The 25,521-nt window shown below is 59.8% G+C and carries 26 protein-coding genes; 13 read left to right on the top strand and 13 right to left on the bottom strand.

Annotated features, from left to right (window positions below; translation table 11 throughout):
* The first annotated feature begins 43 nt into the window (after window positions 1-43).
* The 8 genes from eutB (at window position 44) to ehuA (ending at window position 7,386) form a co-directional block, all read left to right on the top strand.
* On the top strand, window positions 44-1,063 hold the full coding sequence (gene eutB / locus DXT96_RS20025) for a hydroxyectoine utilization dehydratase EutB (RefSeq protein WP_153516122.1): 1,020 nt from the start codon (window positions 44-46) through the stop codon (window positions 1,061-1,063).
* Window positions 1,060-2,073 carry an ectoine utilization protein EutC gene (eutC, locus tag DXT96_RS20020; protein ID WP_153516121.1) on the top strand — a complete coding sequence of 338 codons (1,014 nt, stop codon included), beginning with the start codon at window positions 1,060-1,062 and terminating at the stop codon, window positions 2,071-2,073. The genes eutB and eutC overlap by 4 nt, the downstream gene beginning before the upstream one ends.
* The gene (gene doeA, locus DXT96_RS20015; protein WP_371418945.1) at window positions 2,070-3,248 is read left to right on the top strand and encodes an ectoine hydrolase DoeA; all 1,179 of its coding nucleotides are present in this window, start codon (window positions 2,070-2,072) and stop codon (window positions 3,246-3,248) included. Before eutC ends, doeA begins: the two co-directional genes overlap by 4 nt.
* Window positions 3,249-3,252: 4 nt before the next feature.
* On the top strand, window positions 3,253-4,266 hold the full coding sequence (gene doeB, locus DXT96_RS20010; RefSeq protein WP_153516182.1) for a N(2)-acetyl-L-2,4-diaminobutanoate deacetylase DoeB: 1,014 nt from the start codon (window positions 3,253-3,255) through the stop codon (window positions 4,264-4,266).
* 61 nt (window positions 4,267-4,327) lie between these two features.
* Entirely contained in the window at window positions 4,328-5,179 is an 852-nt protein-coding gene (gene ehuB / locus DXT96_RS20005) for an ectoine/hydroxyectoine ABC transporter substrate-binding protein EhuB (RefSeq protein ID WP_153516120.1), read from the top strand.
* Between the two features lie 60 nt (window positions 5,180-5,239).
* Complete coding sequence (gene ehuC, locus DXT96_RS20000; RefSeq protein WP_149901070.1) at window positions 5,240-5,905, top strand: ectoine/hydroxyectoine ABC transporter permease subunit EhuC; 666 nt, start codon at window positions 5,240-5,242, stop codon at window positions 5,903-5,905.
* Window positions 5,906-5,917: 12 nt separating this feature from the next.
* Entirely contained in the window at window positions 5,918-6,610 is a 693-nt protein-coding gene (gene ehuD / locus DXT96_RS19995; protein WP_153516119.1) for an ectoine/hydroxyectoine ABC transporter permease subunit EhuD, read from the top strand.
* On the top strand, window positions 6,607-7,386 hold the full coding sequence (gene ehuA / locus DXT96_RS19990) for an ectoine/hydroxyectoine ABC transporter ATP-binding protein EhuA (RefSeq protein WP_153516118.1): 780 nt from the start codon (window positions 6,607-6,609) through the stop codon (window positions 7,384-7,386). The genes ehuD and ehuA overlap by 4 nt, the downstream gene beginning before the upstream one ends.
* Before the next feature lie 33 nt (window positions 7,387-7,419).
* On the opposite strand, the gene DXT96_RS19985 is transcribed toward ehuA, so the two are convergent.
* Complete coding sequence (locus DXT96_RS19985; protein WP_153516117.1) at window positions 7,420-8,328, bottom strand: LysR family transcriptional regulator; 909 nt, start codon at window positions 8,326-8,328, stop codon at window positions 7,420-7,422.
* 118 nt (window positions 8,329-8,446) lie between these two features.
* Here DXT96_RS19985 and DXT96_RS19980 point away from each other — a divergent pair, with 118 nt between their 5' ends.
* Together DXT96_RS19980 and DXT96_RS19975 are read left to right on the top strand one after the other, a co-directional pair.
* A complete protein-coding gene (locus tag DXT96_RS19980) occupies window positions 8,447-9,169 on the top strand; it encodes an SDR family oxidoreductase (protein WP_153516116.1) in 723 nt (240 codons plus the stop codon).
* Between the two features lie 50 nt (window positions 9,170-9,219).
* Window positions 9,220-9,498 (top strand): Atu4866 domain-containing protein, encoded by a 279-nt coding sequence (locus tag DXT96_RS19975; protein WP_246670608.1) that lies wholly within the window; start codon window positions 9,220-9,222, stop codon window positions 9,496-9,498.
* Window positions 9,499-9,648: 150 nt separating this feature from the next.
* On the opposite strand, the gene DXT96_RS19970 is transcribed toward DXT96_RS19975, so the two are convergent.
* The 8 genes from DXT96_RS19970 to DXT96_RS19935 all read right to left on the bottom strand — a co-directional run bounded on the left by DXT96_RS19970 (window position 9,649) and on the right by DXT96_RS19935 (window position 17,862).
* Complete coding sequence (locus DXT96_RS19970; RefSeq protein ID WP_153516114.1) at window positions 9,649-10,644, bottom strand: hypothetical protein; 996 nt, start codon at window positions 10,642-10,644, stop codon at window positions 9,649-9,651.
* Between the two features lie 188 nt (window positions 10,645-10,832).
* Window positions 10,833-11,702, bottom strand: coding sequence for a sugar phosphate isomerase/epimerase family protein (locus DXT96_RS19965; protein WP_153516113.1), 870 nt, complete (start codon window positions 11,700-11,702; stop codon window positions 10,833-10,835).
* Window positions 11,703-11,724: 22 nt separating this feature from the next.
* Window positions 11,725-12,396: a nucleoside triphosphate hydrolase gene (locus DXT96_RS19960; RefSeq protein WP_153516112.1), complete on the bottom strand. Its 672-nt coding sequence runs from the start codon at window positions 12,394-12,396 to the stop codon at window positions 11,725-11,727.
* A gap of 29 nt (window positions 12,397-12,425) precedes the next feature.
* Window positions 12,426-13,274, bottom strand: coding sequence for a sugar phosphate isomerase/epimerase family protein (locus DXT96_RS19955; RefSeq protein ID WP_371418942.1), 849 nt, complete (start codon window positions 13,272-13,274; stop codon window positions 12,426-12,428).
* 1 nt (window position 13,275) lies between these two features.
* On the bottom strand, window positions 13,276-14,271 hold the full coding sequence (locus DXT96_RS19950) for an ABC transporter permease (protein WP_149901060.1): 996 nt from the start codon (window positions 14,269-14,271) through the stop codon (window positions 13,276-13,278).
* Window positions 14,268-15,284, bottom strand: a complete 1,017-nt coding sequence (locus DXT96_RS19945; protein WP_153516110.1) for an ABC transporter permease — start codon at window positions 15,282-15,284, stop codon at window positions 14,268-14,270. Before DXT96_RS19945 ends, DXT96_RS19950 begins: the two co-directional genes overlap by 4 nt.
* Window positions 15,277-16,767 carry a sugar ABC transporter ATP-binding protein gene (locus DXT96_RS19940; protein ID WP_153516109.1) on the bottom strand — a complete coding sequence of 497 codons (1,491 nt, stop codon included), beginning with the start codon at window positions 16,765-16,767 and terminating at the stop codon, window positions 15,277-15,279. The genes DXT96_RS19945 and DXT96_RS19940 overlap by 8 nt, the downstream gene beginning before the upstream one ends.
* A 117-nt stretch (window positions 16,768-16,884) precedes the next feature.
* Complete coding sequence (locus DXT96_RS19935; RefSeq protein ID WP_153516108.1) at window positions 16,885-17,862, bottom strand: substrate-binding domain-containing protein; 978 nt, start codon at window positions 17,860-17,862, stop codon at window positions 16,885-16,887.
* A gap of 237 nt (window positions 17,863-18,099) precedes the next feature.
* Here DXT96_RS19935 and DXT96_RS19930 point away from each other — a divergent pair, with 237 nt between their 5' ends.
* Window positions 18,100-19,179 carry a LacI family DNA-binding transcriptional regulator gene (locus tag DXT96_RS19930; RefSeq protein ID WP_371418941.1) on the top strand — a complete coding sequence of 360 codons (1,080 nt, stop codon included), beginning with the start codon at window positions 18,100-18,102 and terminating at the stop codon, window positions 19,177-19,179.
* A gap of 116 nt (window positions 19,180-19,295) precedes the next feature.
* Complete coding sequence (locus DXT96_RS19925; protein ID WP_153516107.1) at window positions 19,296-19,625, top strand: tetratricopeptide repeat protein; 330 nt, start codon at window positions 19,296-19,298, stop codon at window positions 19,623-19,625.
* On the opposite strand, the gene DXT96_RS19920 is transcribed toward DXT96_RS19925, so the two are convergent.
* The 4 genes from DXT96_RS19920 to DXT96_RS19905 form a co-directional block, all read right to left on the bottom strand.
* Window positions 19,606-21,192, bottom strand: a complete 1,587-nt coding sequence (locus DXT96_RS19920; protein WP_153516106.1) for an ABC-F family ATP-binding cassette domain-containing protein — start codon at window positions 21,190-21,192, stop codon at window positions 19,606-19,608. The genes DXT96_RS19925 and DXT96_RS19920 overlap by 20 nt on opposite strands.
* 180 nt (window positions 21,193-21,372) lie before the next feature.
* A complete protein-coding gene (locus DXT96_RS19915) occupies window positions 21,373-23,163 on the bottom strand; it encodes an ABC transporter ATP-binding protein (protein ID WP_153516105.1) in 1,791 nt (596 codons plus the stop codon).
* A gap of 467 nt (window positions 23,164-23,630) precedes the next feature.
* Window positions 23,631-24,620 (bottom strand): tripartite tricarboxylate transporter substrate binding protein, encoded by a 990-nt coding sequence (locus tag DXT96_RS19910; RefSeq protein ID WP_153516104.1) that lies wholly within the window; start codon window positions 24,618-24,620, stop codon window positions 23,631-23,633.
* Between the two features lie 173 nt (window positions 24,621-24,793).
* Window positions 24,794-25,132 (bottom strand): GCG_CRPN prefix-to-repeats domain-containing protein, encoded by a 339-nt coding sequence (locus DXT96_RS19905; RefSeq protein ID WP_149901052.1) that lies wholly within the window; start codon window positions 25,130-25,132, stop codon window positions 24,794-24,796.
* Between the two features lie 187 nt (window positions 25,133-25,319).
* On the opposite strand from DXT96_RS19905, the gene DXT96_RS19900 reads away from it, so the two are divergent.
* Window positions 25,320-25,520: a hypothetical protein gene (locus DXT96_RS19900; protein ID WP_149901051.1), complete on the top strand. Its 201-nt coding sequence runs from the start codon at window positions 25,320-25,322 to the stop codon at window positions 25,518-25,520.
* The last annotated feature ends 1 nt before the right edge of the window (window position 25,521 follow it).

Here is a 25,521-nt window from a genome sequence, read left to right as displayed (position 1 = left end):
CATTACAATATAATAATTGACATGATTTTACTTCGCTCTCAACATGACAATCATGAAGAGCGAAAACCTTTCCATATCCGCTGACACATTCCTGCTGCCGCTCTCGCTGGCAGATATCGAGCAGGCTGCCACGCGTATCCTCGGCCACGTAGAGCGGACGCCGCTGGTTCGCTCCGATGTCCTGTCACAACGTCACGGCGCGCCGGTCCATCTCAAACTGGAAACCCTTCAGCCGGTTGGCGCCTTCAAGCTGCGCGGCGCGATGAATGCGATCCTGTTGCTAGACGACGAGGCGCGCAGGCGTGGCCTCGTTACCGCCTCGACGGGCAATCATGGCCGCGCTGTCGCCTTTGCCGGGCGCAAACTCGGCATCCCGGCCACGGTCTGCATGTCGTCGCTCGTCCCGGCAAACAAGGTCGAAGCCATCCGTGCCCTCGGCGCTGATATTCGCATCGTCGGCACATCGCAGGACGACGCGCAGGAGGAAGTTGAGCGCCTGACAGGCAGCCACGGCCTGACGTCGATCCCGCCCTTTGATGATGTGAATGTCGTGGCCGGTCAGGGTACGATCGGCCTCGAAGTTGTCAAGGACATGCCTGATCTGGAAACCATCCTCATTCCCCTCTCCGGTGGCGGTCTGGCGGGCGGCATTGCCGTGGCCATCAAGGCGTTGAGGCCGCAGGCCCGCGTCATTGGCATTTCCATGGAGCGCGGCGCGGCCATGCATGCATCGGTGTCGGCCGGCAGGCCTGTCTCCGTGCGGGAGGAGGAAACACTGGCGGATTCGCTGGGTGGTGGCATCGGGCTGGAAAACCGCGTGACTTTTGCACTCTGCCGCGCGCTGCTTGACGAGATCGTGCTGGTTTCCGAGGCCGAGATAGCGGCCGGAATCTGCCATGCGGCACGCGAAGACGGTTTGATCGTGGAAGGAGCCGGCGCGGTTGGTTTTGCTGCGATCCTGTCGGGCAAGATCAAAATCACCGGCCCCACCGCCCTTATCGTATCCGGCGGCAATATCGACCCGGCCATTCACAAGACCATCGTCGAGGGAGCTGTCGCATGAGCCGCATCACCATCCTGACCGAAAACGATCTTCGCGCCATCGTCAAGCTCGACCTGTCTTCCATCGACTGTGTCGAACGAGCCTTTGCGGCACTGGCTACCCAAGCCGTCGCCATGCCGCCGATCCTGCGTCTCGACATTCCGGAGTTCCGCGGCGAAGTGGATGTAAAGACGGCTTACGTGCCCGGCTTTGAAGGTTTCGCCATCAAGGTCAGCCCCGGCTTCTTCGATAATCCGAAGCTTGGCCTGCCGAGCCTCAACGGCCTGATGATCCTCTTCAGCGCGAAAACGGGATTGGTGGAGGCGCTGCTTCTCGACAATGGCTATCTCACCGATATTCGCACCGCCGCAGCCGGCGCGGTCACTGCGCGCCACCTGTCGCGCGAGGATGCCACCACCGCCACGATTTTCGGCGCAGGCATGCAGGCACGGTTGCAGCTGGAAGCCCTGATGCTGGTGCGCCCGATAAGATCAGCCCGGATATGGGCAAGAAACCATGACAGGGCGCAGAAACTCGCCGGCGATTTCTCCCGCGAACACAGCATCGAGGTTACCGCCATACCCGACCCGCGTGACGCAATACGAGGCGCGGACATCATCATCACCACAACACCTTCCGAAAAACCGATCCTCTTCGCCGACTGGCTGGAACCGGGCCAGCATCTGACCGCGATGGGATCGGACGCCGAACACAAGAATGAAATTGATCCCGGCGTCTTTGCCCGGACAACCTATGTCGCGGACCGTCTGACCCAGACCCGCATTCTCGGCGAGCTGCACCATGCCATCGCCGCAGGGCGTGTCATGCCGGATCAGCAATTTCCCGAGCTTGGGGCCATCATCGCCAACAAGGCGCAGGGCCGGGTGAGCCGCGACCAAATAACCTTTGCCGACCTGACCGGCACCGGTGTGCAGGATACCGCCATCGCCAATCTCGCCTTCACCCGCGCACGGGAAGCCAATAGCGGCCAAATCATCGAAAACAGTGTGAAAATGGGAGACGCAGCGTGAGCATAACGCTGAACTTTACGCGCGAGGAATATGCCGCGCGCCTGTCCAAAACCCGCAAATCCATGGAAAAGGCCGGCATCGATCTTCTTGTGGTCACCGACCCGTCCAACATGCACTGGCTGACCGGTTATGACGGCTGGTCCTTTTATGTGCATCAATGCGTTCTGGTGCCGCCGGATGGCGAGCCGATCTGGTATGGCCGAAAACAGGACGCCAATGGCGCAAAGCGCACGGCCTACCTCGCCCATGACAATATTATCGGCTATCCCGATCATTACGTTCAATCGACCGAACGGCACCCGATGGATCTGCTGTCGCAGATCATCGAAGACCGGGGCTGGTCCGGCCTCACCGTCGGCGTCGAGATGGATAACTACTATTTCTCCGCCGCCGCTTTTGCGTCGCTGCAGAAACATCTGCCGAACGCCCGCTTCAAGGATGCGGCCGGTCTCGTGAACTGGCAGCGCGCAATCAAGAGCCCGACCGAACTCGATTATATGCGCAAGGCAGGCAAGATCGTCGAGTTGATGCACAAGCGCATCGTCGACGTGGTGGAGCCCGGCATGCGCAAATGCGACCTCGTTGCCGAGATTTACGATGCCGGTATTCGCGGCACCGCCGAATTCGGTGGTGACTATCCCGCCATTGTTCCGCTGTTGCCGTCCGGAGCCGACGCGTCCGCACCGCATCTGACATGGGACGACAAGCCTATGCGTTCGGGGGAAGGCACGTTCTTCGAAATTGCGGGGGTCTACAGGCGGTATCATTGCCCGCTATCGCGCACCGTCTTTCTCGGCAAGCCGACACAGGCATTCCTGGAAGCGGAAAAGGCAACACTGGAGGGCATGGAGGCCGGTCTTTCGGCAGCCAAACCCGGCAATACCTGCGAAGACATCGCCAATGCCTTTTTCGCCGTGCTCAAAAAATACGGGATCATCAAGGACAACCGCACCGGTTATCCGATCGGTCTCTCCTATCCGCCTGATTGGGGCGAGCGCACCATGAGCCTGCGGCCCGGTGACCGCACCGAGCTGAAACCCGGCATGACGTTCCATTTCATGACCGGTCTGTGGCTTGAGGACATGGGGCTCGAAATCACCGAAAGCATCGCGATCACCGAAACGGGCGTCGAGTGCCTGTCCAATGTGCCGCGGCAACTCTTCGTGAAGGGCTGAGATGATGTTGAGCACCGCTCCTCGCCCCTCACCGATCACGCCCTCCGTCGATTTCGACGCGAAAGGCGTGCAGCACGGTCATTTGCGGCTACCCTATAGCCGCGATGACAGCGCCTGGGGTTCGGTGATGATCCCGATCTGCATCATCGCCAATGGCGACGGGCCAACGGCACTTCTGACCGGCGGCAATCACGGCGACGAGTATGAGGGGCCGGCAGCACTTTTCGAGCTTGCCCATACGCTTGATCTGGCTGACGTCAGCGGGCGCATCATCATCGTGCCGGCGCTCAACTATCCCGCCTTTCGCGCGGGCACACGGACGTCGCCAATCGATCGGGGCAACCTGAACCGCAGCTTTCCCGGCCGCCCTGATGGAACGGTGACGGAGAAGATCGCCGATTACGTGACCCGCCATCTGATACCGCTTGCGGATATCGTTCTCGATTTCCATTCCGGCGGCAGGACACTTGACTTCCTGCCTTATGCCGCCGCTCACGAATTGCCCGACAAGGCGCAGGAGACCCGTTGTTTTGAGGCGGTGGCGGCCTTTGCGGCGCCCTATTCGATGAAGATGCTGGAAATCGACGCCGTCGGCATGCTCGACACGACCGTCGAGGAACTCGGCAAGGTTTTTGTCACGACCGAACTGGGCGGGGCCGGCACGGCGAGCGCAAGATCGATCGACATCGCCCGAAAAGGCAGCCTCAACCTGCTGCGCCATGCCGGCATATTGGCCGGTTCGCCGGATGTTCAACCAAGCCGCTGGCTGGACATGCCCTCCAGCGATTGCTTCACCTTTGCCGAAGATGACGGGCTCGTCGCCTTTGTCCGCGATCTGGGAGACGCGGTCACGGCAGGTGAAATCATCGCCCGGGTCTATCCGGTCGGAAAAACCGGCCTCGCGCCAGTCGATTACCGCGCATCCATGCATGGCGTGCTTGCGGCGCGCCACGTTCCCGGCCTGATCAAGGCCGGCGACTGCCTTTCCGTCATCGCCACGGTAACGGAGAACACATAGTCAAACGAACCCCCGTGAGATCCGAAAACGGACCACGCAACCCAACCAGAGGAGTAATACCATGCACATCACCAAAATCGCCGGGCTTTCCGCCCTTGCCCTTGCCATCGGCATGACTTCGGCCAGCGCCTTGACCTTAGAGGAGGTCAAGAGCCAGGGATATATTCGTGCCGCCACGGCAAACGAAGTGCCCTATTCCTACATGCAGCCCGACGGCACATCTGCCGGGATCGGCCCTGATGTGGCCAATGCGGTTCTGAAATCCATGGGTATCGAGGAGGTCAACTGGACGGTGACGCCATTCGGCACGCTGATCCCCGGCCTTAAGGCCCGTCGCTTCGATTTTGCGGCGGCAGAACAGAACATCTCGCCCGAACGCTGCAAGCAGGTCTCCTTCACCGAGCCGAATTCTTCCTACGGCGAAGGCCTGCTGGTGAAAAAGGGCAATCCGAAGAAGCTGACGACCTATGCCGATATCGCCAAGGATCCATCCTTGAAGGTGGCCGTCGTCTCGGGCGCCAACAATGTCGACTTCCTGCGGGCCGTCGGCGTCAAGGACGAGCAGATCGTCTTCATTCCGGCCAATGCCGATGCGATCCCCACCGTGCAGAGCCGCGCGGATGCCTATGCGGCCACGGAGCTCACCGTCTCCGAACTCGCCAAAAATCAGGCCAATGTCGAGCAGGTCAAGCCGTTCGTAGATCCGGTTGTGAAGGATGCGCCGGTGCGCAATTATGGCGGCTTCGCCTTCCGCCCCGAGGACAAGGAGTTGCGTGACGCATTTGACGCCGCTCTGATCGAATTCCGCAAGACGGATGACTACAAGAAAATCCTGTCCAAATACGGTCTGTCCGAACAGAGTATCGCGGCAGCGGCCGAAAAGAAGGTCGCCGATCTCTGCGCCGGAAAATAACGCTCAGCTGCGCCCGGTCTTCGCCGGGCGCAGCTCGTCAGGAACTTGGGAAAACTCCAGATGGACATGACCGCCTACCTGCCAATGTTGTGGCAAGGTGCCGTCGTCACCATGACGATTACGCTCGCAGCGCTCGTTGTCGGCACGCTGCTCGCCTTTTTCTTCGGGATTTTGCGTGTCGAGGGCGGACCGATCCTGTCAAAGGTCGCGCTTTGTTATACGGAGGTGTTTCGCGGCACCTCGCTGCTGGTTCAGCTCTTCTGGTTCTATTACGCGCTGCCGCTGGTTGGGCTGAGCTTTGATCCGATCACCACAGGCATTCTGGTGCTCGCCGCCCATGCCGGCGGTTATGGCGCGGAGATCGTGCGCGGTGCGCTGTCCTCCGTTTCCGTGCAGCAGCTGGAAGCGGCCCGCGCGCTGAACTTTACGCGGATGCAGACGCTGTTTCGCATCTCGCTGCCACAGGCAATCGTCGAGATGATGCCGGCATTCGGCAATCTGGCGATAGAAACGCTGAAGCTTTCTTCGCTCGTGTCGCTGATCTCGATTGCCGACCTGACATTCGCGGCGCAGTCGATCCGCAACCTGACGCTGGATAGCACCAGCATCTATTCGATCACGCTGCTCTGCTATTTCGCGATGTCCCTGATCCTGATGGTCATCATCCGGGTGATCGAACATTTCGTCAGGCGCGGCAACGTCTTTCCGCGCACCCGCCATTCGTAAGGATATCTTCTCATGATGTATGGCTACGAATGGGACACCACCACCTGGCTCACCTACACAACATCGATCCTGCCCATCATCCTGATCGGCCTGATGGTGACGTTGAAGGCCGCAGCAGCCGGCTTCGCCATCGCGCTGGTTCTGGGGCTCGTTTTTGCACTGCTGCGCCGCAGCCGGGTCAAGATGATCTCCTGGCCGACTGCTCTGGTTGTCGAGTTCCTTCGCGATACGCCACTGCTGGTGCAGCTGTTCTTCCTTTATTATGTGCTTCCGGAGTTCGGCATCGTACTGCCCGCCTTCCTGACCGGCGCGCTGGCGCTCGGGCTGCAATATGCGGCCTACACCTCCGAGGTCTATCGCGGCGGCATCGAGGCGGTGCATCACGGCCAGTGGGAAGCTGCGACCGCGCTCAATCTGACGCAGATGCAGACCTATCGGGATATCATCATTCCTCAGGCCATCCCGCGCATTGTTCCGGCAATGGGCAACTACCTTGTCGCCATGATCAAGGAAACGCCGGTCCTTTCCGTCGTCACGGTTCTGGAGATGATGGGGCTTGCCAACATGATCGGCGAGCGCACCTTCGAATATCTGGTGCCATTGACGCTTGTCGGCCTGATCTTCCTTCTTCTGACAATAATCTGCTCGGCAGGCCTCAGCCGCCTGCAAAGGGCGCTACCAAAAGCAGGAATACCCTTGCGATGACCAACACCATCAATCAGCCGCTGATCGAATTTTCCGATGTCACGAAGCGTTTCGGCATTCTGACGGTTCTCGACCAGTTCAATTTCAGCGTGGCAAAGGGCGAGAAAGTTACGCTTATCGGCCCGTCCGGCTCCGGCAAATCAACGGTTCTGCGCATTCTCATGACGCTGGAACCGTTCCAGGAGGGCAAGCTTACCCTTGCCGATATCTCCTATCATGAGCAGGGCGGCAAAGGCCCCTTTCAGGCTTCGGAGAAGCACCTTCGCCAGATCCGCAATCACGTCGGCATGGTCTTTCAGAGCTTCAACCTCTTTCCGCATATGACGGTGCTTCGCAACATCGTGGAAGCGCCGGTGCGGGTGCTGGGCATTGCCCGCGCAGAGGCGGAAGCGCGGGCAATCGAATTGCTGAAGATGGTCGGGCTGGCCGACAAGAAGGATCATTTTCCGGTGCAGCTTTCCGGCGGTCAGCAGCAGCGTGTCGCCATTGCCCGCTCGCTTGCCATGCGCCCGCGTGTCCTGCTTTTTGATGAGCCGACCTCGGCGCTCGACCCGCAGCTGGTGGGTGAAGTGCTGTCAGTCATCCGTGATCTGGCGAATGAGCACGATCTGACGATGCTGCTTGTTACCCACGAAATGCGCTTTGCCCGCGAAGTGTCGGACCGCGTCTGTTTCTTCGACAAAGGCCGTATCTGCGAACAGGGCACACCCGAGGAAATTTTCGGCGGACCGAAGGAAGAGCGGACCCGCGAATTTCTGTCATCGGTTTTGCGGTAAAGCGACATCGAAGCCAAGGCACGCCATCATCGTTTAAAGCGACCGCGTGCGTTGCCTTGATGTCTTCACGTGATCTATCAGCGCCCGGAGTTTGGGCGCCAGATTACGCCTGCTCGGATAATAGAGGTAGAAGCCGGGGAAATATGGTGAGTAGTCCTCAAGCAGCGGCACCAGCTCTCCGCGATCGATCCAACTGCGGAATGTATCTTCGATGCCGAAGGTGATCCCTGCTCCCGCCACCGCCATGCGGATCATCAGTGCCATGTCGTTGGTGGTGATCTCCGGCGCTACCGCCACGCTGAATTCGCGCCCGGCCTCCGCAAACTCCCAGCGATAGGGTGCGCTACGCGGAGCCGGCCGCCAGCCAATGCAGCGGTGATGCGCCAGTTCCTTCGGGTGAGTGGGCTTGCTGCTACCCTTGAGATAATCAGGCGAACAGACGGCCAGCTGCCGCACATCCCCGGATATCGGCACGATGATCATGTCCTCATCGATCACCTCGCCCAGCCGCACGGCCGCGTCATAACCTTCGGCGACAATATCAAATTCCTCATCGGTCACCACGACATCGAGGTGAACGTCCGGATAGGCGGCCGTGAAGCCTGCGAGAAGCGGCCCGGACAGGAAGCTTTCGGCAATGGAGGAGACGGCGAGCCGCAACAGCCCGTTCGGCCTTTCGCGCAATTCGCCGGCCTGTTCCAGCGCCGCCGACATTTCGGCGATGGCGGGAGCGATATTGGCATAAAGCCCCTCACCCGCCTCGGTGAGGCTGACGCTGCGGGTAGTGCGCAACACCAGCGCCAGACCGAGCATTTCCTCCAGCCGCCGGATCGTCTGGCTGACGGCGGAACGTGACACTCCCATGCGGTCGGCAGCGGCACGGAAACTCTTCAGTTCCGCCACCAGCACAAAGACCGAAAGAGCATTCAGATCAGGCGTCATTGGTTAGCGATCCTTACCACTATGGAAACTAATAGGTATCTTATCTCAACAATGCTGCCTGTCTATCTTTCAAACAACCGCAATCGAGCGGTGGTTTTAGACAGGAAGGGCAAGAACGATGGACAAGGTTGTTCTCATCACGGGGGCCTCCAGCGGCATTGGCGCGGGTATCGCGCGTGAACTGGGCAAGGCTGGCGCAAAACTCATGCTCGGCGCCCGCCGCACGGAGCGGCTGGAAGAACTCGCAAAGGAGATCCGGGAAGCGGGCAACGGCCAGGTGGCGATCAGCCGACTTGATGTCACCAACCGTGCCGACGTTGCCGACTTCGCGGACAAGGCCCGCGAAACCTTCGGCCGGGTCGACGTCATGATCAACAATGCCGGCGTCATGCCGCTTTCCCTGATGGCCTCGATGAAGGTCGACGAATGGGGCCGCATGGTGGACGTCAACATCAAGGGCGTGCTGCACGGCATCGCGGCCGTACTGCCGGAAATGACGTCGCGCGGTTCCGGTCACATCATCAATATCGCCTCCATCGGGGCGCTGTCGGTGGTGCCCACCGCCGCCGTCTACTGCGCGACGAAATTCGCCGTCAGGGCAATTTCGGACGGGTTGCGGCAGGAACGGCCGGACCTGCGCGTCACCTGCATTCATCCCGGTGTAGTGGAAAGCGAACTGGCGGAAACGATCACCGATCCGGCAGCCGCCGAGGCCATGAAAACCTACCGCGCCATTGCGCTGAAGCCCGATGCCATCGGTCGCGCGGTGCGTTTCGCCATCGAACAGCCCGATGACGTCGATCTGAACGAGATCGTCATTCGCCCAACGGCTGCCGCCTGAGGAGGAGACAGATGAAACACATGACAATACCGGTTGCCGCTGCATTGGCCATGCTTACGGGAACAGAAACCCGCGCAGGTTCTACTCCGCCGCAGGCTCATCCTTATGTCGGAATGTGGGTGACAGGCGACGGCCATATTCGCCAGGAGCTTTTGACCAACGGACGTTATGACGAATCCCGCGGCAACCGCAAAAGCGCCTATCAGGGCCGTTACGTTGTGACCGGCAATCACATCGATTATTGGGACGATACCGGCTTTACCGCAGATGGAACGTTCATAGATGATGTCCTCCACCATGGCGGCATGATCTTTTACCGGGAGCGGTGAGGTGCAATTAAAACGATGGATCGCGCCCGCCCGCGATCCATCACCAGCAGACACTTGCGGCACCATCCTGGTCGATGCGGCTGGCTTGCAGCTGCGGCTGGCAAGGCAGTTTCCAGAAGAATATTTCACGGCAATTCGGCCCGCGCGAACTCAATCCGCCGGGGTGGCCAGAACCTCTCCTTCCCTGTTCTGCACGAGGCCCGCGGGCGATGCCGGCTGAGGATCAGCATTGGACAGAGGTGGGGTGAGCAGCCATGCGGCTGGATATTCTTTCCGAAGGTGCCGGGAGTTATAGCGAACATGGGTTCCGGCCGCGTGGCGGCGCGTGCCGAGCATAGCCTCTTTTGACAGGACTGCGCCTTTGATTTCGTAGAGTTTTCGTTCGTCATCAAGGGCAATCGTCGCATCGGAGAGATCGAAATTATCGACGTGAACGGTCTGACCTTGCGGCGTGCCGAGAACCCATCTGTCGGAATCGACGAAGCCGTCGATATAGACATTGCCCGCGGAAGCGCGCAGGGACGTGCCTTCCGGCAGGGTGATCCCATCAACGACATTGCCATTGGCAAGAATGCATCTGCTGAAGGCGGATATGCCGCCATCGGGCCGCAGATCAAACTCCACCGGCCGGGTCGCGTCGCAACGCCAGCCGCTCTGGGTGGTTACGCCATTACCGGTTATCCGCATGTTGTCGGGGGTGAAGCCAATGGTTTCGTAGTTGTCGTTGGTTTTTATCGCGATATAGCGAGCGATTTCGACGGCATCGATATCCGCAACGCGCACGGGATGCGGAAACACCGCGCGGCTGAAGGCATCCCTGTTATTGGCAATGGCCAGTTCGAGTTTCGTGCCTTCGGGCATATCGATTTGGCCAAGCCGGGTTGGTTCAAGCAGTTCCGGCTGGTAGTTTGCCGTCCTCTCCCTGTCATAGGCCCGCATCTCGAGACAAAAACCAGCGATCTGCCACAGGGTGAAAACCGCGATGGCGGTCACCAGCCCGTAGGGCAGGATCACCGGGCGCTTCCAGCGGCCGCTCGCATATCGAATGAGCAGCCCCAGCGTCCAGACGGCCCAGACAAAGGTCGTGGCAAGAAGGAAGGCGACAAGAAGCACCGCTTCGACGGACGGGAGTGCGACAGGGATCATGCGAATAATGGCCTTGGGCGGATCCGTTTCCGATCCCGGGATATCCCGGAGCTTTAGCGCATAAGAGGTGTTTTCTTCAACTCGCAGATTGCGATCTCTCCCAGCCGCCGGCGCTCATGCGTTATCCGTGCGAGACCATGCGGTCGCCATATGGCGGCGGCCGCATGGTCAGCGCCACGTACCGGACATCAGCCGCCGAGGACGAAACGGGAAAATGCCAGGGAGTTGCGGGCGTCCTCGTCCATTCTGGCGACATCAGCGCCGTTGCTCAGATCACGCCACACCTTGATATCAGAACCAATGGTGCCACCGGTCTTGACGAAGGGCTCCATGACGACGGCACCGGTGTAATTGATATCGCGAAGCCCGAGGCCGATTTCCTGCCAGGGCATCCTGCCTTTGCCCGGAACACGGCGATTGCTCTCGCCGGTGTGGAAGTGACCCAGCAGCGGGCCGGCCGTGCGGATGGCTTCGCCGAAACTGTCTTCCTCGATGTTCATGTGGAAGGTATCGAGCATGACCTTCACATTGTTCTTCCCGACATCCTTGACGAAGGCGACGCCTTCGGCCGCCGTGTTGAGCACGTGGTTTTCAAAGCGGTTGAGGACTTCGATGCACAGGTTGATGCCGAGATCATTGGCGAAATCCGCGATGCCGTGAATGCCCTCGACACCACGCGCATAATCGCCCGGCTTGTCGACCGGCTGCGAGTAGTCGATCGGCCAGTAGGAATGCAGAGCGCCGCCGATGGTGCGGATGTCGAGTTTGGCGACATTGGTGAGCGTCCGCTCAAAAAACGCCTTGCCCGCTGCGCGCACGGCCGCATCTTCCGACGACAGGTTCTTTGATTTCGACGGGCCGATGCCGGCGGTGAGGATGATGCCGTTATCCTTCGCGCTCTGCTTGATGGCCGCGAGTTCGGCATCGCTGTATTCGTTGATATGATGGGCGGCGACTTCGATGATATCAAAACCGAGTTTGGCGACCTTTTCGATATAGGGGCCGAACTTGGCGCTCCACTCATGTTCCCAGTAAGAATAATAGATGCCGTGTTTCATGGGGATTTCTTTCAGTTTTGTTTCACTTGGTTAGGATGTGCCCGCTTCCCGGATTGCCGATGCGAAGATCCGGTTCGGTGCTCGTCGAGATGATGAAACGGCCGTTCGGAAGATCGTTCTCCTCGACCTTCCGGTTGATCTCGTCCTCGGAAAGACCGAAGCCCAGCCAGCGGTTTCTCAGCCGGGCGCGCAGATCGTCCTCGCCGACATCGACAAAAACCGTCAGATCGAAGATCGGTTTGAGACGGTTCCACGGCGACTGGCCGGCGAGGAGATAATTGCCTTCACAGACGATGATATCGACGGATTGCGGGATCAGCCGGCCGCCTGCGCGGGCGATTTCAATCGCCCGGTCAAAGACCGGAACGGCGACGACATCATCCTCATTGACCTTGAGACGCTCGAGCATGTGCCGCAACCCGTGGGCATCGAAGGTATCGATAGCGCCCTTGAACGGTCGGCGGTTCATCTCCTCGAGCACGGCATCGTCATAGTGATAACCATCCATCGGGAAAAGCGCGGCGGACTGGCCTCCGCCCGCGTTCAACACATCCACCACACCTTCGGCAATGGTCGATTTTCCCGATCCCGGAGCGCCGGCAATCGCGATCATCACGCGTCGGCCTTTGGCCCGGTCGAAGCGTTCGAGAGCCAGACCCGCAATCTTACGGGCATTATCGTCAATTGTGTTCAAGGTGGTCCTCGCCCCGATAATGATTGCGGTCAGAAAATCCGGTACTGGCTTGCCTTGTCGCGCAGGAAGGCCAGCCCCTTGTCGAGGACCTCGTCTGCGCCTGAAGCGACCGGCCGCCAGGTGGAAATCGCACCCGCCATCTCCTCCGGCATCGCGGCGAAACTTTCGAGCGTCAGCACGCCCTTGAAGCGGATGGCTGCGAGTGCGGCAAACACCGCGTCCCAGGCAACGTTGCCGAAACCCGGCGTGCCGCGGTCACTTTCCGACATATGCATGTATTTCAGATGGTTACGGGCAGCGATGATGCCATTGGCGATGCCCTTTTCCTCCATGTTCATATGGAAGGTATCGAGATGGACAAAGATATTGTCGGCACCGATACGCTCAACCAGCGCCACGGCCTGCTCGGCTGAGTTGACCAGATGGTTTTCATACCGGTTGACGGCCTCGATCCCGAATTGCAGGCCAAGCGTCTTCGCGTGGCCGGCAGCGTGAGATAGCGCCCGTGTCAGATTGTCGTATTCGGCCTGCGTCGGCGGGAAACCCGTGCGCTCGCTGGTGCCGCCATAGGTCACGCCGGTCAGCGCTTCCGCCCCCATTTCAGCGGCCTTGTCCAGCGCGGCCTTCAGATGCGCGACGGCTGCTTCCGGGCGGACGGAGGCCCAGGCTCGCTCCGGCAGGACCAGCGAGCAGACAGCCCGCAGACCGTATTTCTCCAGCATGGCGCGGGTATGCGCCGCATCGACGGATGGGAGATCGACAAGCGGAATCTCGATGAAATCCTGCCCATAATCCGCGGCACCGGCAATGGCCCGCCTGGCGCTTTCATGATCCCAGTTGAGGGACCACATCATTGCGTGAACACCGAAGCCTTGCACGTCATACCTTCTTTCTGAGAGATGCGAAGTAACCTGAAAACAGGCCACGCGCCGCCATGACGACAATCATCAGCACACCCCACAGCGCCGTTGCCAGATGCTGGTTTGCGCCGAGAAGGTTGAGCCCGGACGACAGGAGCTGCAGAACGATCAGCGCAACAAAGACGGGCAGCACACGGCCGAATCCACCGAATGGATTGATGCCGCCGAGGAACGCCGCCAGCACCGTGATCAGCAGGTAGGATTCCCCGTGTCCCACACGCACCGAGTTGAAGCGGGCAAGCATGATGATGCCGGCAACGGCACACATGAGACCCGAGAGCGTGTAGACGAGCACCTGGATCTTGCGGGTGTTGAGACCCGAATAACGCGCCGCCTCGATATTGGAGCCGATCATCAGCAGACCGAAGCCGAGTTTGGTGCGAGTTAGAAGGACATGCCACAGCCCCACACAGGCAATGAAGATCAGAAGCGGGATAGGCAGCCCGAGAAGCGTGCCGTGGCCAAGCGGCGCCATATAGGCCGGGAAACCGGAAACATCGCCGCCACGCGTCAGAAACTCCCCGAGCCCGCGCAGGAAAATCATCATCGACAGCGTGACAAGGATCGGATGCGCGCGGGTATAGGCAATCGCCGCGCCGGTCATCGCACCGGCAGCACCGCCGGTGGCAAGGGCGGCAAGGCAGGCGAGCAGAAAGGCGCTGGGCGGTGCGTCCACGCCGCCATGGGCCTGCAGCACCCAGGCTGCCGCCAGCCCCGACAGATTGGCGGCGAAAGTGACGGAAAGATTGATCCCGCCGGTCAGCAATGGCAGCAGCATCGCCAGTGTCAGCAGACCGAGCTCCGGCAGTTGGAAGGCGACCGAACCGAATGTGGCGAGCGACAGGAAATTATCCGCCAGCGTTCCGAAGATGAGCATGACCGCGACAAAGGCAATCACCGGCCCGGCCATGTCGGCACCGAAAATCGCATTGAATTTCCGAACGAAGCTGCTCATCGCTGCGCACTCCCCTTGCTTGCGGAGGTTCGCAAGGCCGCCGGCAGCAGCTTGTCGAAGCGGGTGGAGGACAGCGTGATTGCGACGAGAATGATCGCCCCGACGATCATCTTGAATGCAAAGGGAGACACGCCCATCAGGTTGAGACCGTTCTGGGTGATGGACACCATCAAGACCCCGAGCACGCAGCCGATGACCGAACCCTTGCCGCCGCCAAGCCGCGCGCCGCCAAGCACGGTGGCAGCCAGAACATCCAGCTCGCGGCCATAAAGCGCGTTGGGCACGACCTCCTGCGCGTAATGCGCCTGCATGAGCCCGGCAATGCCCGCCATCAGGCCGAGCCAGCCGAAGGAAATATAGTGCATGGCGCCGATATTGATGCCGAAACGTCTTGCACCTTCCGGATTGTCACCGAATGCATAGAGCTTGCGCCCGACCGTGGTGCGCGAGATCATGAACCAGGTGGCAAGGCAGCAGAGGATCATGACGACGACCGGCAGCGTCAACTCGACCCAGGAGCCATCCGGCATCTCGCGTTCGTAAAACACCACACGCGTCGAAAGCCATTCCGGCAGATCGTAGATCGACACGCCCTTGGTGAAGAACATCAGCAGGCCGAAGAAGATATTGAACGTGGAAATGGTCGCGACAATGGAAATGATATTGAGCCGCCAGACCAGAAAGGCGTTGACGAAGCCGAGACCAAGGCCGACGGCGCCGGCAATGATGAAACCTTCGGCCCAGTTGCCGCCACCCAGCGCATTAAGCGCCAGCACCGTGACATATTGCACGACGGAAGCGGCAACGGCGAAAGAGATATCGATACCACCCGAGATCAGCACGACAAGCAGGCCGACCGCAAAGATGATGTTGACCGCCGAGACATTCAGCACATCGAAGGCGTTGGAGATGGTCAGGAAACGATCGGTGCCAAAGGACAGGCCCGTGCAAAGCAGCACCATGACCACAAGCAGCGTGAATTCGGTCGTATGTCCGAGGATGAGCCTACGCATAGATGGCGGACTCCAGTTCGGTAAGCGACACATGTCGCGGATCATGGGTGGCGTGGAACCGGCCTTCGACCATGTGGATGATCCTGTCTGTGTTGAAATAGACTTCCGGCGGTTCATCGGAAATGACGATGATCGAAAGGCCTTCGGCGGCCAGCTTGCGAACGATTTCGAAGATGCCCGCGCGCGCACCGACATCGACACCCACGGTCGGCGCATCCAGAATGAGGATTTTCGGGCCGATCGCCAGCCACTTGGCAATGGCGACACGCTGCTGGTTTCCGCCCGAAAGCGTGCGGATCGGGTCTTCCGGCAGGCCGATCTTGACGCCGAGCGCTGAAATCCAGCGGGAAACCACATCCGCTTTTTTCGATGACGAGATAAGGCCACCCGTCAGCAGCCGGTCGAGCGAGGCCATGACGAGATTATCGGCAATCGACTGGGGCTGATTGAGACCAAGCGCAAGCCGGTCTTCGGAAAGATAGGCGACGCCGGCCCGGATCGCATCCCGGTTGGAGTGGAAATTCACCTTCTTCCCGTCGATCAGGATTTCACCCGATTGCGGCCGATGCATGCCGAAAAGGGTCAAGGCCAGTTCCGTGCGTCCGGCTCCCAGCAGCCCGGTGATCCCCAGCGTTTCGCCCTGCCGTAAATCGAAAGAAACATCTTCAAACTCACCCGCACGCGTGAGCCCGCGCACGGAGAGAACAACGGGCTTGTCATCGTGATCGGCAGCGATGACGGCGCTGTCGAAATTGCGGCCGGTCATCAGTTCGGTCACGCGTGACTGGGTCATGCCTTCAACCGGGAAGACACCGACAAGCGACCCGTCGCGCAGCACGGTGATGCGGTCTGAAATCTCAAGCACTTCCGCCAGCCGGTGGGAGACGAACACAACCGCGACACCGGAGGCGGAGAGATTGCGGACGATGTCGATCAGGTAGTCCGTCTCCGATTGCGTCAGCGACGCGGTCGGCTCGTCCATGAAAACGAGGCGCGCTTCCCCGACCAGTGCGCGGGCAATCGCCACGATCTGACGCTGGGCAATCGGCAGTTCCTTCAGCGGCCGGTGGAGGTCGATCTCAACGCCGAGCCGAGCCAAGGCCTTCTCGGCCGCTTTTGCGATCGCGCCTTTGTCGACCAGCCCGTATCTGCCGTTCACCGCGTACTGAAAGCCGATATTTTCCGCCACCGACATTTCATCAAACAGCGCCAGATCCTGCCAGATCACCTGAATGCCAAGCGCTTGCGCCAGCGTCGGGGTCATCGCGGCTATCGGCTTGCCGTCGAAATACAGTTCCGCATCGTTTTCGGGCGTATAAACGCCTGTGATGACCTTGATCAGTGTGCTTTTGCCACAGCCGTTTTCGCCGGCAAGGCAATGCACTTCACCGGGATTGACCTCGAAAGAAACGCCCTTCAGGGCGCGCACGCCGCCGAAAGTGACTTTGACATTCTTGAGGGACAGGAGCGGTTCTGCGCTCATGATGGCGTATCTCTCCTTTCGCCGCGAAAGCATCGCAGACGTGGCGCTCGGCATGTTTTCCTGAATGGGCGTCGCGCGAGTATTTTTCCCGCGCGACGCCTGCGGCTCTGGGGAGGATCAGAGGCCCATGGAAACGAGCTTGTCGATGCTTTCCTTGTCGATCTTCAAGAGCTGATCGACAACAATGGTGTTACCCTCGGGATTGATGGTGCCGAGACCTTCGATATTGTCGCCGGCCTTGGGTGTCTCGCCCTTGGCGATACGATCGGCGAGCGTGATGAAGACCTCACCGGCCAGCTTCGGGTTCCACATGAAGCCGCCCGTCAGCGCGCCCGATTTGATGAGCTTGGCGCCCTGTCCCGGCGAAAACGGGCCGATGACGAAGACCTTGCCATCCTTGCGCCGCTCTTCGACGGCACGTCCGGCACCGATCGGTCCCTGCGAACCGAAGGCAAGGAAACCGCTCAGGTCGGCATTGGCGGACATCAGGTCAAGCGCCGTCGACCGGCTCTTGTCGAGATCTTCGGCGACGCCGTAGCGATCGCCGACAAGCTTCATGTCCGGATAATTGGCCTTGATATAGGCGATGGCGGCATCGGCCCAGGCATTGTGAAGCGGAACGGTGAGTGAACCGACGAAGACGGCATAAGAACCCTTGCCGCCCATCTTTTCCGCCAGCAGCTTGCCATGCGCTTCACCAAAACCCTTGGCGGAAGCCAGTTCGAAATCCCAGTCAGCGCCGAGCTGCTTGGGCGATTCATGGGTGATGACCTTGATGCCGGCGGCCTGGGCCTTCTTCAGCACCGGCTCAAGCACCTTGGCATCATTCGGCACGACCCCGATGAAATCGACCTTCTGGGCGATCAGGTCTTCGATGGCGCGAACCTGCAGCGCCGGGTCGGCGCTGGTCGGGCCGACCATGAAACCGTCGACGCCGAGCTTTTTGCTCTGTTCCTTGATGCCGGCTTCCATGGCGTTGAACCACGGAATACCGCCGATTTTGACGACGACGCCAACCTTTGGTCCTTCGGCTAAGGCCGCGGATGAGAGCAGCGCAAGCGACAGGCCGAGCGCCGCAGCAATAATTTTCCTCATGATGTTCCTCCTCAAAAAATCGGCAAACGAAATCCGCCGCAGCCAGTTTTTCCCTGCCGCGCTTCAAATCTCTCATCTCGCTTATTCGAGACTCTCCCTTGCCACTCCCATAGCAACCATCCTGCACAATCGATATTGCCAAACTGCACAATCGATGGTGCAATAACCATATCATGAAGCTCCCTTCCGTCAAGGGGATGCGTGCTCTAATAATCGGAATCAGCTGGGGAGATCGAAGTGACAGGCATAAGTTCCAAGAAAGCCACCATTTATGACTTGTCGCTATTGTCTGGAGCATCAGCCTCGACAGTGAGCGCGGTGTTGAATGGATCATGGCGCAAGCGGCGGATTTCGGAGGAAACCGCAGACAAGATACTCTCGCTCGCCAAGGCACAGCGCTACACCACCAACCTGCAGGCCCGTGGCCTCAGGAGCTCAAAATCCGGTCTCGTCGGGCTTCTGGTGCCGGTTTATGACAACCGGTTCTTTTCATCGATGGCACAGACATTCGAAGGACAGGCACGCAAACGCGGCCTGTCGCCGATGGTTGTTTCCGGGCGGCGTGACCCCGAGGAGGAACGCCGGACCGTAGAGACGCTGATCGCCTATTCGATTGACGCCCTGTTCATCGCCGGCGTCACCGACCCGGATGGCGTTCACCAGGTCTGCGCCCGCGCAGCCCTTCCGCATGTCAATATCGACCTGCCCGGCAAATTTGCATCTTCTGTCATTTCCAATAACAGGCACGGCGCGGAAATCCTGACATCGGCGATCCTTACCCATGCAGCGAAAGGCGGCTCTCTCGGTCCGGACGACGTCGTCCTGTTCGGCGGTCATGACGACCACGCCAGCCGCGAGCGTATTAACGGGTTCCATGCCGCGAAAGCCGATTATTTCGGCGTGCAAAGTGGTGACGATATCGAGATCACCGGCTATTCGCCGCGCATGACGGAACTGGCCTTCGAACGCTTCTTCGAGCGCAGGGGCCGCCTTCCCCGCTGTTTCTTCGTCAATTCATCGATCAACTTCGAGGGGTTGCTTCGTTTCATGGGGCGTCATGACGGGGAAGCGTTCGGCGACATCGTCGTCGGCTGTTTTGACTACGACCCATTCGCGTCATTTCTTCCCTTTCCCGTTTACATGATCAAACCCGATATTGCGCAAATGCTCGAAAAAGGGTTCGAACTGCTGGAAGAGAACCGGGCAGAGCCCGAAGTCACCATTATCGAACCGCAGCTCATTCCCCCGCGCACCGCCCTTGAAGGACCGCTTGATGATATCTGGGATCCGGTCGCGGTACGCCGCATATCAAGGTGAAACGTTCCGTTCCATCAGCGGAGGAGCCCTCCGGAGAAGCGCCAATTCCGCTTGACCTCAACCGCACTTGACGTCGTACCGATTTGCATGAAGCCCACCATTGCAATGGAATGACGATGATTGAAAAGCTCCTGAAGATGCTGAAAGACGGCAAAGATGCGCCCCTCCTGCGCTTTTCACTCGCAAAGGCCCTGATGGCCGCGCGGCAATTCGACGATGCGGCGCAGCATCTGCGCGAGGCGGTTCACCAGGACCCCGATTACTCGGCTGCCTGGGCGGCGCTTGGCGAATGCCTTATGCATCTCGCAGACGACGACGGTGCGATTGCCGCGTGGGTTGAGGGCAGCGCGGTTGCCACGAAAATGGGTGACATCCAGGCAAAACGGCAGATGGATGTCCGGCTTCGGCGTGCGCAATCGCGACGCCTCACGGTCGCCCAAGGGTAAGCCGCCAATCGATGCCAATCTTGCCAAGAAACGCTTCGTCATGGCTGACAACCAGGAGCGCTCCGTCATAAGCCCGCAGGCCGGCCTCCACGGCCGCGATGGAATCGATATCCAGATGATTTGTCGGTTCATCGAGGATCAGCAATTGCGGCGGCTGCGGGCCACAAAGAACGCAGGCGAGACCCGCGCGCAGCATCTGTCCGCCCGAAAGCGTTCCGACGATCTGCAAGGCGGCATCGGCACGAAACATGAAGCGGGCAAGCGCTGCCCTGCAGGCGTTCTCTCCGGCCTCCGGGTTAAGTTGAAGGAAATTGTCGCGGATAGAAAGCTTCGTATCCAGCAGGCTGACCTGCTGGTCCAGAAAGACGGACGTCACACCGAGGTGGACCGTCCCTGACAACGGCATCAATTCCATCCTGATCACGGAAAGCAGCGTCGTTTTTCCCGATCCGTTCGGGCCGGTGACGGCGACACGTTGCGGGCCGGTGATTTCGAAGGACAGATCGGCGAATACTGGCTGTTTTCCCGAATATCCTGCGGTCAGGTTTTGCAGGCTCAGCACGGTCTTGGTTTTGTGCAAGCCGCTGGGTGGCAAGATGACAGTAACGTCCTGAAGGACTTCGATCCGTTGACGTGCCGTCTGCAAATCCCCGGTCGCTTCGGCTTTCAGGCGACTGGCGAGATTGGCATTGTCGCCGCTGGTCTTCTCGGCCCGCCTTTTCATGCCGCCGGCGGCAATGCGGGGCATATCCCCCTTTGCCGATTTGGCGGCGCCCTTTGCGTCGCGCCGGGCCTTGCGTTCCAGTGCCTCCTGCGACCGGCGTTTGACCTCCGACAGGCGCTTTTCGGCGCTGGCGAGATCCTGTTCGGCAGCGGCCAGTTCCTGTGCTTTTTGCGCGCGGTAATGGCTCCAGTTTCCGCCATAACGCGTTGCGCCCAGCGTCGTCATTTCGACGATGGCATCAAATGTATCGAGAAGTTCCCGATCATGGCTGACGACAATCGCTCCGCCACGCCAACCCGCCAGAAAATCGGCAACGAACAGACGACCGTCGCGGTCGAGATTATTGGTCGGCTCGTCGAGGATCAAGAAGTCGGGCGCGGCATGGATTTGGGCCGCAAGTGCCGCCCGTGTGCGCTGCCCGCCGGAAAGTGCCGAAAGCAGCGTTGACGGTAAGGCGTCCAACCCGACCTCAGCCAGCGCATCGGCAATTTTTTCCTCCAGCATCCAGTCGACATCACCAAGCTCTTCGAGTGTGGCCTGCCCCGCCTGGGCGCGGGAAAGTATCTTGAGTGCCTCACGCGCATTGAAGAGATCCGCGACGGTCTCCCCGGGCATGACCTGCACGATTTGCCTGAGAACGCCGGTCCTGCCGGAGACGGAGACCGTGCCGGCGGACGGTGACAATTCACCGGCAATCAACTTCAGAAGCGTCGTCTTGCCGACGCCGTTGCGCCCGACAAGGCCGGCTCGTTCGAGACCGAAGCGAAGATTGATGTTTGAAAAAAGCGGATGACCGTCAGGCGTGGACCATGAGAGGTCTGAAAGGGTGATGGAACAAGGCATGGATATGGTTTCCCCTGATGACAAGGCGTTGCGGCTTTGTGATCGGGTTGAAATCCATGGTTCACCATCCTGTTGGTATTGCGGAGAGAACGCCACTAACCGAAAAAAGCGGCGCGTTCGTGGCAATGGTTTGAAGTTGCGGATGAAACGCCGGAGGATGAACTCCGACGTTTCGTTGTTTCAGGCCACCAGGCCCTTGGTCAGTTCCAGCGCCTGCCGTTCGAACAGCCGGCGATAGATGCCGTCATTGAGGCGGATAAGCGCCTGATGGTCACCTTCTTCGACAATCTTGCCCTTGTCGAACACCAGCAGCCGGTCCAGTGCCCTGACCGTGGAGAGCCGGTGCGCGATGACGAGCGTCGTGCGGCCATCCATCAGCCGTTCCATTGCCTGCTGGATCTGCACTTCGCTTTCGCTGTCAAGGCTTGAGGTGGCCTCGTCAAGGATCAGCACCGGCGCATCCGCGAGAAAGGCACGGGCAATGGCGACGCGCTGGCGTTCCCCGCCCGAAAGCTTGACACCACGTTCGCCGACCATGGTCTCATATCCTTTTGGAAGGGACATGATGAAATCATGGGCGCTGGCCTGTTTTGCCGCCTGCTCGATGTCACGCCGCGTGGCACCCGGCCGGCCATAAGCGATGTTTTCCGCCAGCGTCCGGTGGAACAGGATGGGTTCCTGCTGCACGATGGCGATCTGGCCGCGCAGGCTCGATTGCGTGACACCGGCGATATTCTGCCCGTCGATGCGGATTGCGCCCGACTTGATGTCGTAAAGGCGCTGGATGAGCTTGACGAAAGTTGTCTTGCCCGAGCCGGAATGACCGACCAGCCCCACACGCTCGCCCGGCTTGATGGTGACCGAGAAGTCATCATAAAGCGGGGTGGGATGCGCGCCATATTGGAACGTGACGTGATCGAAGACGATCTCGCCCCTGCCGATATCAAGCCGCGCCACATCCGGCCTATCTTCGACGCCAAGCTGCATCTTGTCCAGCAGCACCAGCTCTTCCATGTCGTTGACGGCGCGTTGCAGGTTACGGATATCCTGCCCCACATCACGCAGGTAACCCTGCAGCACGAAGAACATGGCAAGCACGAAGGTGATATCACCCGGCGTCGCCAGCCCCTGTCGCCACATGATGAGGCCGGTGCCGAGAATGCCGGCCTGCATGGACACCATCATGAAGCTCTGAATGGTGCCGTTCAGCGTGCCGCGCCGCCATGTTCTGCGCGTGCGGTTATCCCATTTCACCAGCACATGGCCCAGCCGCGCTTCCTCACGCGTCTCGGCACCAAAGGCCTTGACGACCGAGTTGCAGCTGATGGCATCCGCCAGCGCCCCGCCAAGCCTTGTATCCCAGGCATTGGCAAGCCGTGCCGCAGGCGACACATAACCCATGGAAAGAGCCACGGTGACACCGACATAGATCAGCGAGCCCAGGCCGACGATGAGGCCCATGACCGGCCAGTAGCTGCCGAGCACGATGGTGGCGCCGACCAGCATCACGAGGGACGGCAGAAGGGCGATGAGCAGCAGGTCGTTCAGCGAATCCAGCGCCCACATGCCGCGCGTGATCTTTCGCACCGTAGAGCCGGCGAAGCTGTTGGCATGCCAGTCCGTGGAGAAACGCTGCACCTTGTGGAAGCCGTTATTGGTGACATCCGCCATGGTTTTCAGCGTGAGCCTGATGATGCCGTTAAAGATGAACCAGCGCAGCACCACGCTGGTGAGACCAAGCGACACCACGACGACGAAGGCGTGCAGCGCCTTGTCCGCCCCGTTGCCGCCGGCAATGGCATCAACGATCTGGCCGGAAAAAACCGGCACCATGACTTCGGCCAGCGTGCTGGCGACGACCAGCACGATGATGAAACCCACCAGTGCCGGCCTGTGGCTCCAGTGGTGAAAAACAAAGCCGAGCACATGACGATAGGCATCGGCGCGGAAATCGAGCTTCTTGCGAGACATTTTAACCAGCACGGCGCCAGAAAATCGGCAACCGGTCCTCAAAACGGAAGTTGGATGGCACAGCCCGGACGGGAGACGAAATGATCCCGTCAGATCAATCGGGCCATGAAGGAAAATAAAACCGCATGTCGGGCGCGCGCAGGGCGGGCCACGAATGGATATGACCTAGTGTCGGGTCATTCCCTGCGGGAGGATTTCGGTGAATGTTGGTGTCATGCAACGCCTCCCTTTGTTTGATCTGACGCGGTGATAGGTTTTGTAGCTGAGTGATTTGAGCTTGCCAAGCCGATTTTTGCAACCTTATGGCAAGTGATGCTGAAACGACACATTGGTCGATGCGACAGGCCCGTTTTTTGGCCGGGCCATGATGACAGCTTCGGCTACGGGTCTTCAGCAGCAGGTGGTACTGCGCACCTCAGGGCAGAGGTGCGCAGCGAGGTATCGAAGAACCAGGTTACCGTTCCCGATCAGTCCATCTGCACATTTGCATTCTTCACGACGGGTTCCCACTTGGCGATTTCGGCCGCGACGTGGGCTTTCAGCTCATCGGGTGACGACGCGACGATCTTGGCGCTGAACTCCGCCATGCGTGCGGCGACGGCCGGATCGGCAAGCGCTTTCTTGGCGGCGGCATTCAGCTTGTCGATCGCTTCGGCCGGCGTGCCGGCGGGCGCAAAGAGCGCGTTCCAGGTGTAGGTTTCATAACCCGGGACGGTCTCGGCAATGGTCGGCAGATCCGGGAAGGATGAGGCGCGGTCAGTGGTCGTCACGCCAAGCGCCCGCAATGTGCCGGACTTTATGTGGCCTGATGACGACGGCAGATTGTCGAACATGATCGAAATCTGGTTGCCGAGCAGATCGTTGAGCGCGGGGCCTGCTCCCTTATAGGGAACATGCTGCATGCTGACGCCGGCCATGCTCTTGAACAGTTCGCCTGAAAGATGCAGCGGCGTGCCATTGCCGGAAGAGGCATAGGCATATTTGTCCGGCTCGGCTTTGAGAAGCGCAATCAGTTCCGCAACGCTGTTGACGTTGAGCTTCGGATTGACGACCAGCACATTCGGCACCACCACCAGCAGCGAGACCGGGGCGAAATCCTTTTCCGGATCGTAAGGCTTTGTTTTAAGGATAAGCGGGTTGAGCGCATGGGTCGCGACCGTACCCATCAGGATCGTATAGCCATCTGGCTCGGCCCGGGCGACACGGTCGGCACCGAGATTGCCACCGGCGCCGGCGACATTTTCAACGACGATCTGATGGCCAAGCTCATCGCCCATCTTCTGCGCGATGACGCGCGCCACCACATCGGTGGAGCCGCCCGCCGCGAAAGGCACGACCAGCGTCATGGTTCGATCAGGAAAACCCTCAGCGCTCGCCGTCATTCCCAGCATGCAAAAAGAAGCTGCCGTGGCGGCAAGCTTCAACACCATACGCCGTTTCGAAAACCGGTAATTCATGAACCCTCCTTTAACATGGCCTCCCCGCCATGCCGGCATAGTAGCTCAAAAGCCCTCGAGAGCAACCCATGGCCGCCGCTGCCGCAAAAGCGGTCCGGGGGATCGCCGGGCACCGTTTCCCGGGGCGTGCCACAACTAAAAAGGCCCCCCGGTTAAGGAAGGGCCTTATCTTGTTACCAGCGATAATAATCGCGACGGTCACGCCATTCACGGTGCTCTCGCCAATCGCGGCGGTCTCGCCGCTCCCGCCATTCTCTGCGGGCCTGACGTTCGCGCCATTCGCGGCGACCTTCCCAGCGGTCGCGCCTGTCCCAGCCGCGCTCATAACGCGGCGGTCCGTTCGGACGGCAATTGCCGCGCGGCGACAGATGAAAGCCGCGTCCGCAGGCATAGTCGACGGTCTGAACATTGGATGTCGCGGGTGCAGACGGCTGACCCACGGGCATGGCGTTCGCGCCGGTGCCGAACAGGGCGCTGAGAAGCATTCCCGCGCCAAAAATCATCTTACGCATGTCATCTCCCTCCTTATGGGATGGGGGGATTTAGCGCCCCGGCGGGTGAACTGCGGCTGAATGAATCTGGGTGTTTTTGTGGCAGGGTGCCGCACTTCATGGCGAGGATGAGGCCGCGCTCTTCTAGACAACTGGTTGCGGCCGTGAGGTTTTGGTCGTAGGTCTCAAGGTCACGGGGAGATGGCTATTGGACATCAATCAGGACGAAAAGCACGAAACGAAACCAGCGGGCAGACGCCCGATCTGGCCTTGGTTGTTATTGGGGCTTTTCACGCTTCTGGCCATTCACCTCTATATGGAGGTGAACGCCATGATGGATGATCTCGCCCGCACCTGGAGCGACCTTGTGCAGCTGTTCTGGTGGATCATGCCCGATCCGCAGAACTGAC

It is taken from the genome of Agrobacterium sp. ICMP 6402 (assembly GCF_009498615.1).
GTDB classification, from domain to species: Bacteria; Pseudomonadota; Alphaproteobacteria; order Rhizobiales; family Rhizobiaceae; genus Agrobacterium; species Agrobacterium burrii.
This window is presented reverse-complemented; position numbering and strand designations above follow the sequence as displayed.

Excerpts from the sequence above, each read along its gene's own strand:
- eutB (WP_153516122.1), top strand. The coding sequence starts at position 44 with ATGACAATCATGAAGAGCGAAAACCTTTCCATATCCGCTGACACATTC.
- eutC (WP_153516121.1), top strand. The coding sequence starts at position 1,060 with ATGAGCCGCATCACCATCCTGACCGAAAACGATCTTCGCGCCATCGTC.
- doeB (WP_153516182.1), top strand. The coding sequence starts at position 3,253 with ATGTTGAGCACCGCTCCTCGCCCCTCACCGATCACGCCCTCCGTCGAT.
- ehuB (WP_153516120.1), top strand. The coding sequence starts at position 4,328 with ATGCACATCACCAAAATCGCCGGGCTTTCCGCCCTTGCCCTTGCCATC.
- ehuC (WP_149901070.1), top strand. The coding sequence starts at position 5,240 with ATGGACATGACCGCCTACCTGCCAATGTTGTGGCAAGGTGCCGTCGTC.
- ehuD (WP_153516119.1), top strand. The coding sequence starts at position 5,918 with ATGATGTATGGCTACGAATGGGACACCACCACCTGGCTCACCTACACA.
- ehuA (WP_153516118.1), top strand. The coding sequence starts at position 6,607 with ATGACCAACACCATCAATCAGCCGCTGATCGAATTTTCCGATGTCACG.
- DXT96_RS19985 (WP_153516117.1), bottom strand. The coding sequence starts at position 8,328 with ATGACGCCTGATCTGAATGCTCTTTCGGTCTTTGTGCTGGTGGCGGAA.
- DXT96_RS19980 (WP_153516116.1), top strand. The coding sequence starts at position 8,447 with ATGGACAAGGTTGTTCTCATCACGGGGGCCTCCAGCGGCATTGGCGCG.
- DXT96_RS19975 (WP_246670608.1), top strand. The coding sequence starts at position 9,220 with ATGCTTACGGGAACAGAAACCCGCGCAGGTTCTACTCCGCCGCAGGCT.
- DXT96_RS19970 (WP_153516114.1), bottom strand. The coding sequence starts at position 10,644 with ATGATCCCTGTCGCACTCCCGTCCGTCGAAGCGGTGCTTCTTGTCGCC.
- DXT96_RS19965 (WP_153516113.1), bottom strand. The coding sequence starts at position 11,702 with ATGAAACACGGCATCTATTATTCTTACTGGGAACATGAGTGGAGCGCC.
- DXT96_RS19950 (WP_149901060.1), bottom strand. The coding sequence starts at position 14,271 with ATGAGCAGCTTCGTTCGGAAATTCAATGCGATTTTCGGTGCCGACATG.
- DXT96_RS19945 (WP_153516110.1), bottom strand. The coding sequence starts at position 15,284 with ATGCGTAGGCTCATCCTCGGACATACGACCGAATTCACGCTGCTTGTG.
- DXT96_RS19940 (WP_153516109.1), bottom strand. The coding sequence starts at position 16,767 with ATGAGCGCAGAACCGCTCCTGTCCCTCAAGAATGTCAAAGTCACTTTC.
- DXT96_RS19935 (WP_153516108.1), bottom strand. The coding sequence starts at position 17,862 with ATGAGGAAAATTATTGCTGCGGCGCTCGGCCTGTCGCTTGCGCTGCTC.
- DXT96_RS19925 (WP_153516107.1), top strand. The coding sequence starts at position 19,296 with ATGATTGAAAAGCTCCTGAAGATGCTGAAAGACGGCAAAGATGCGCCC.
- DXT96_RS19920 (WP_153516106.1), bottom strand. The coding sequence starts at position 21,192 with ATGCCTTGTTCCATCACCCTTTCAGACCTCTCATGGTCCACGCCTGAC.
- DXT96_RS19915 (WP_153516105.1), bottom strand. The coding sequence starts at position 23,163 with ATGTCTCGCAAGAAGCTCGATTTCCGCGCCGATGCCTATCGTCATGTG.
- DXT96_RS19910 (WP_153516104.1), bottom strand. The coding sequence starts at position 24,620 with ATGAATTACCGGTTTTCGAAACGGCGTATGGTGTTGAAGCTTGCCGCC.
- DXT96_RS19905 (WP_149901052.1), bottom strand. The coding sequence starts at position 25,132 with ATGCGTAAGATGATTTTTGGCGCGGGAATGCTTCTCAGCGCCCTGTTC.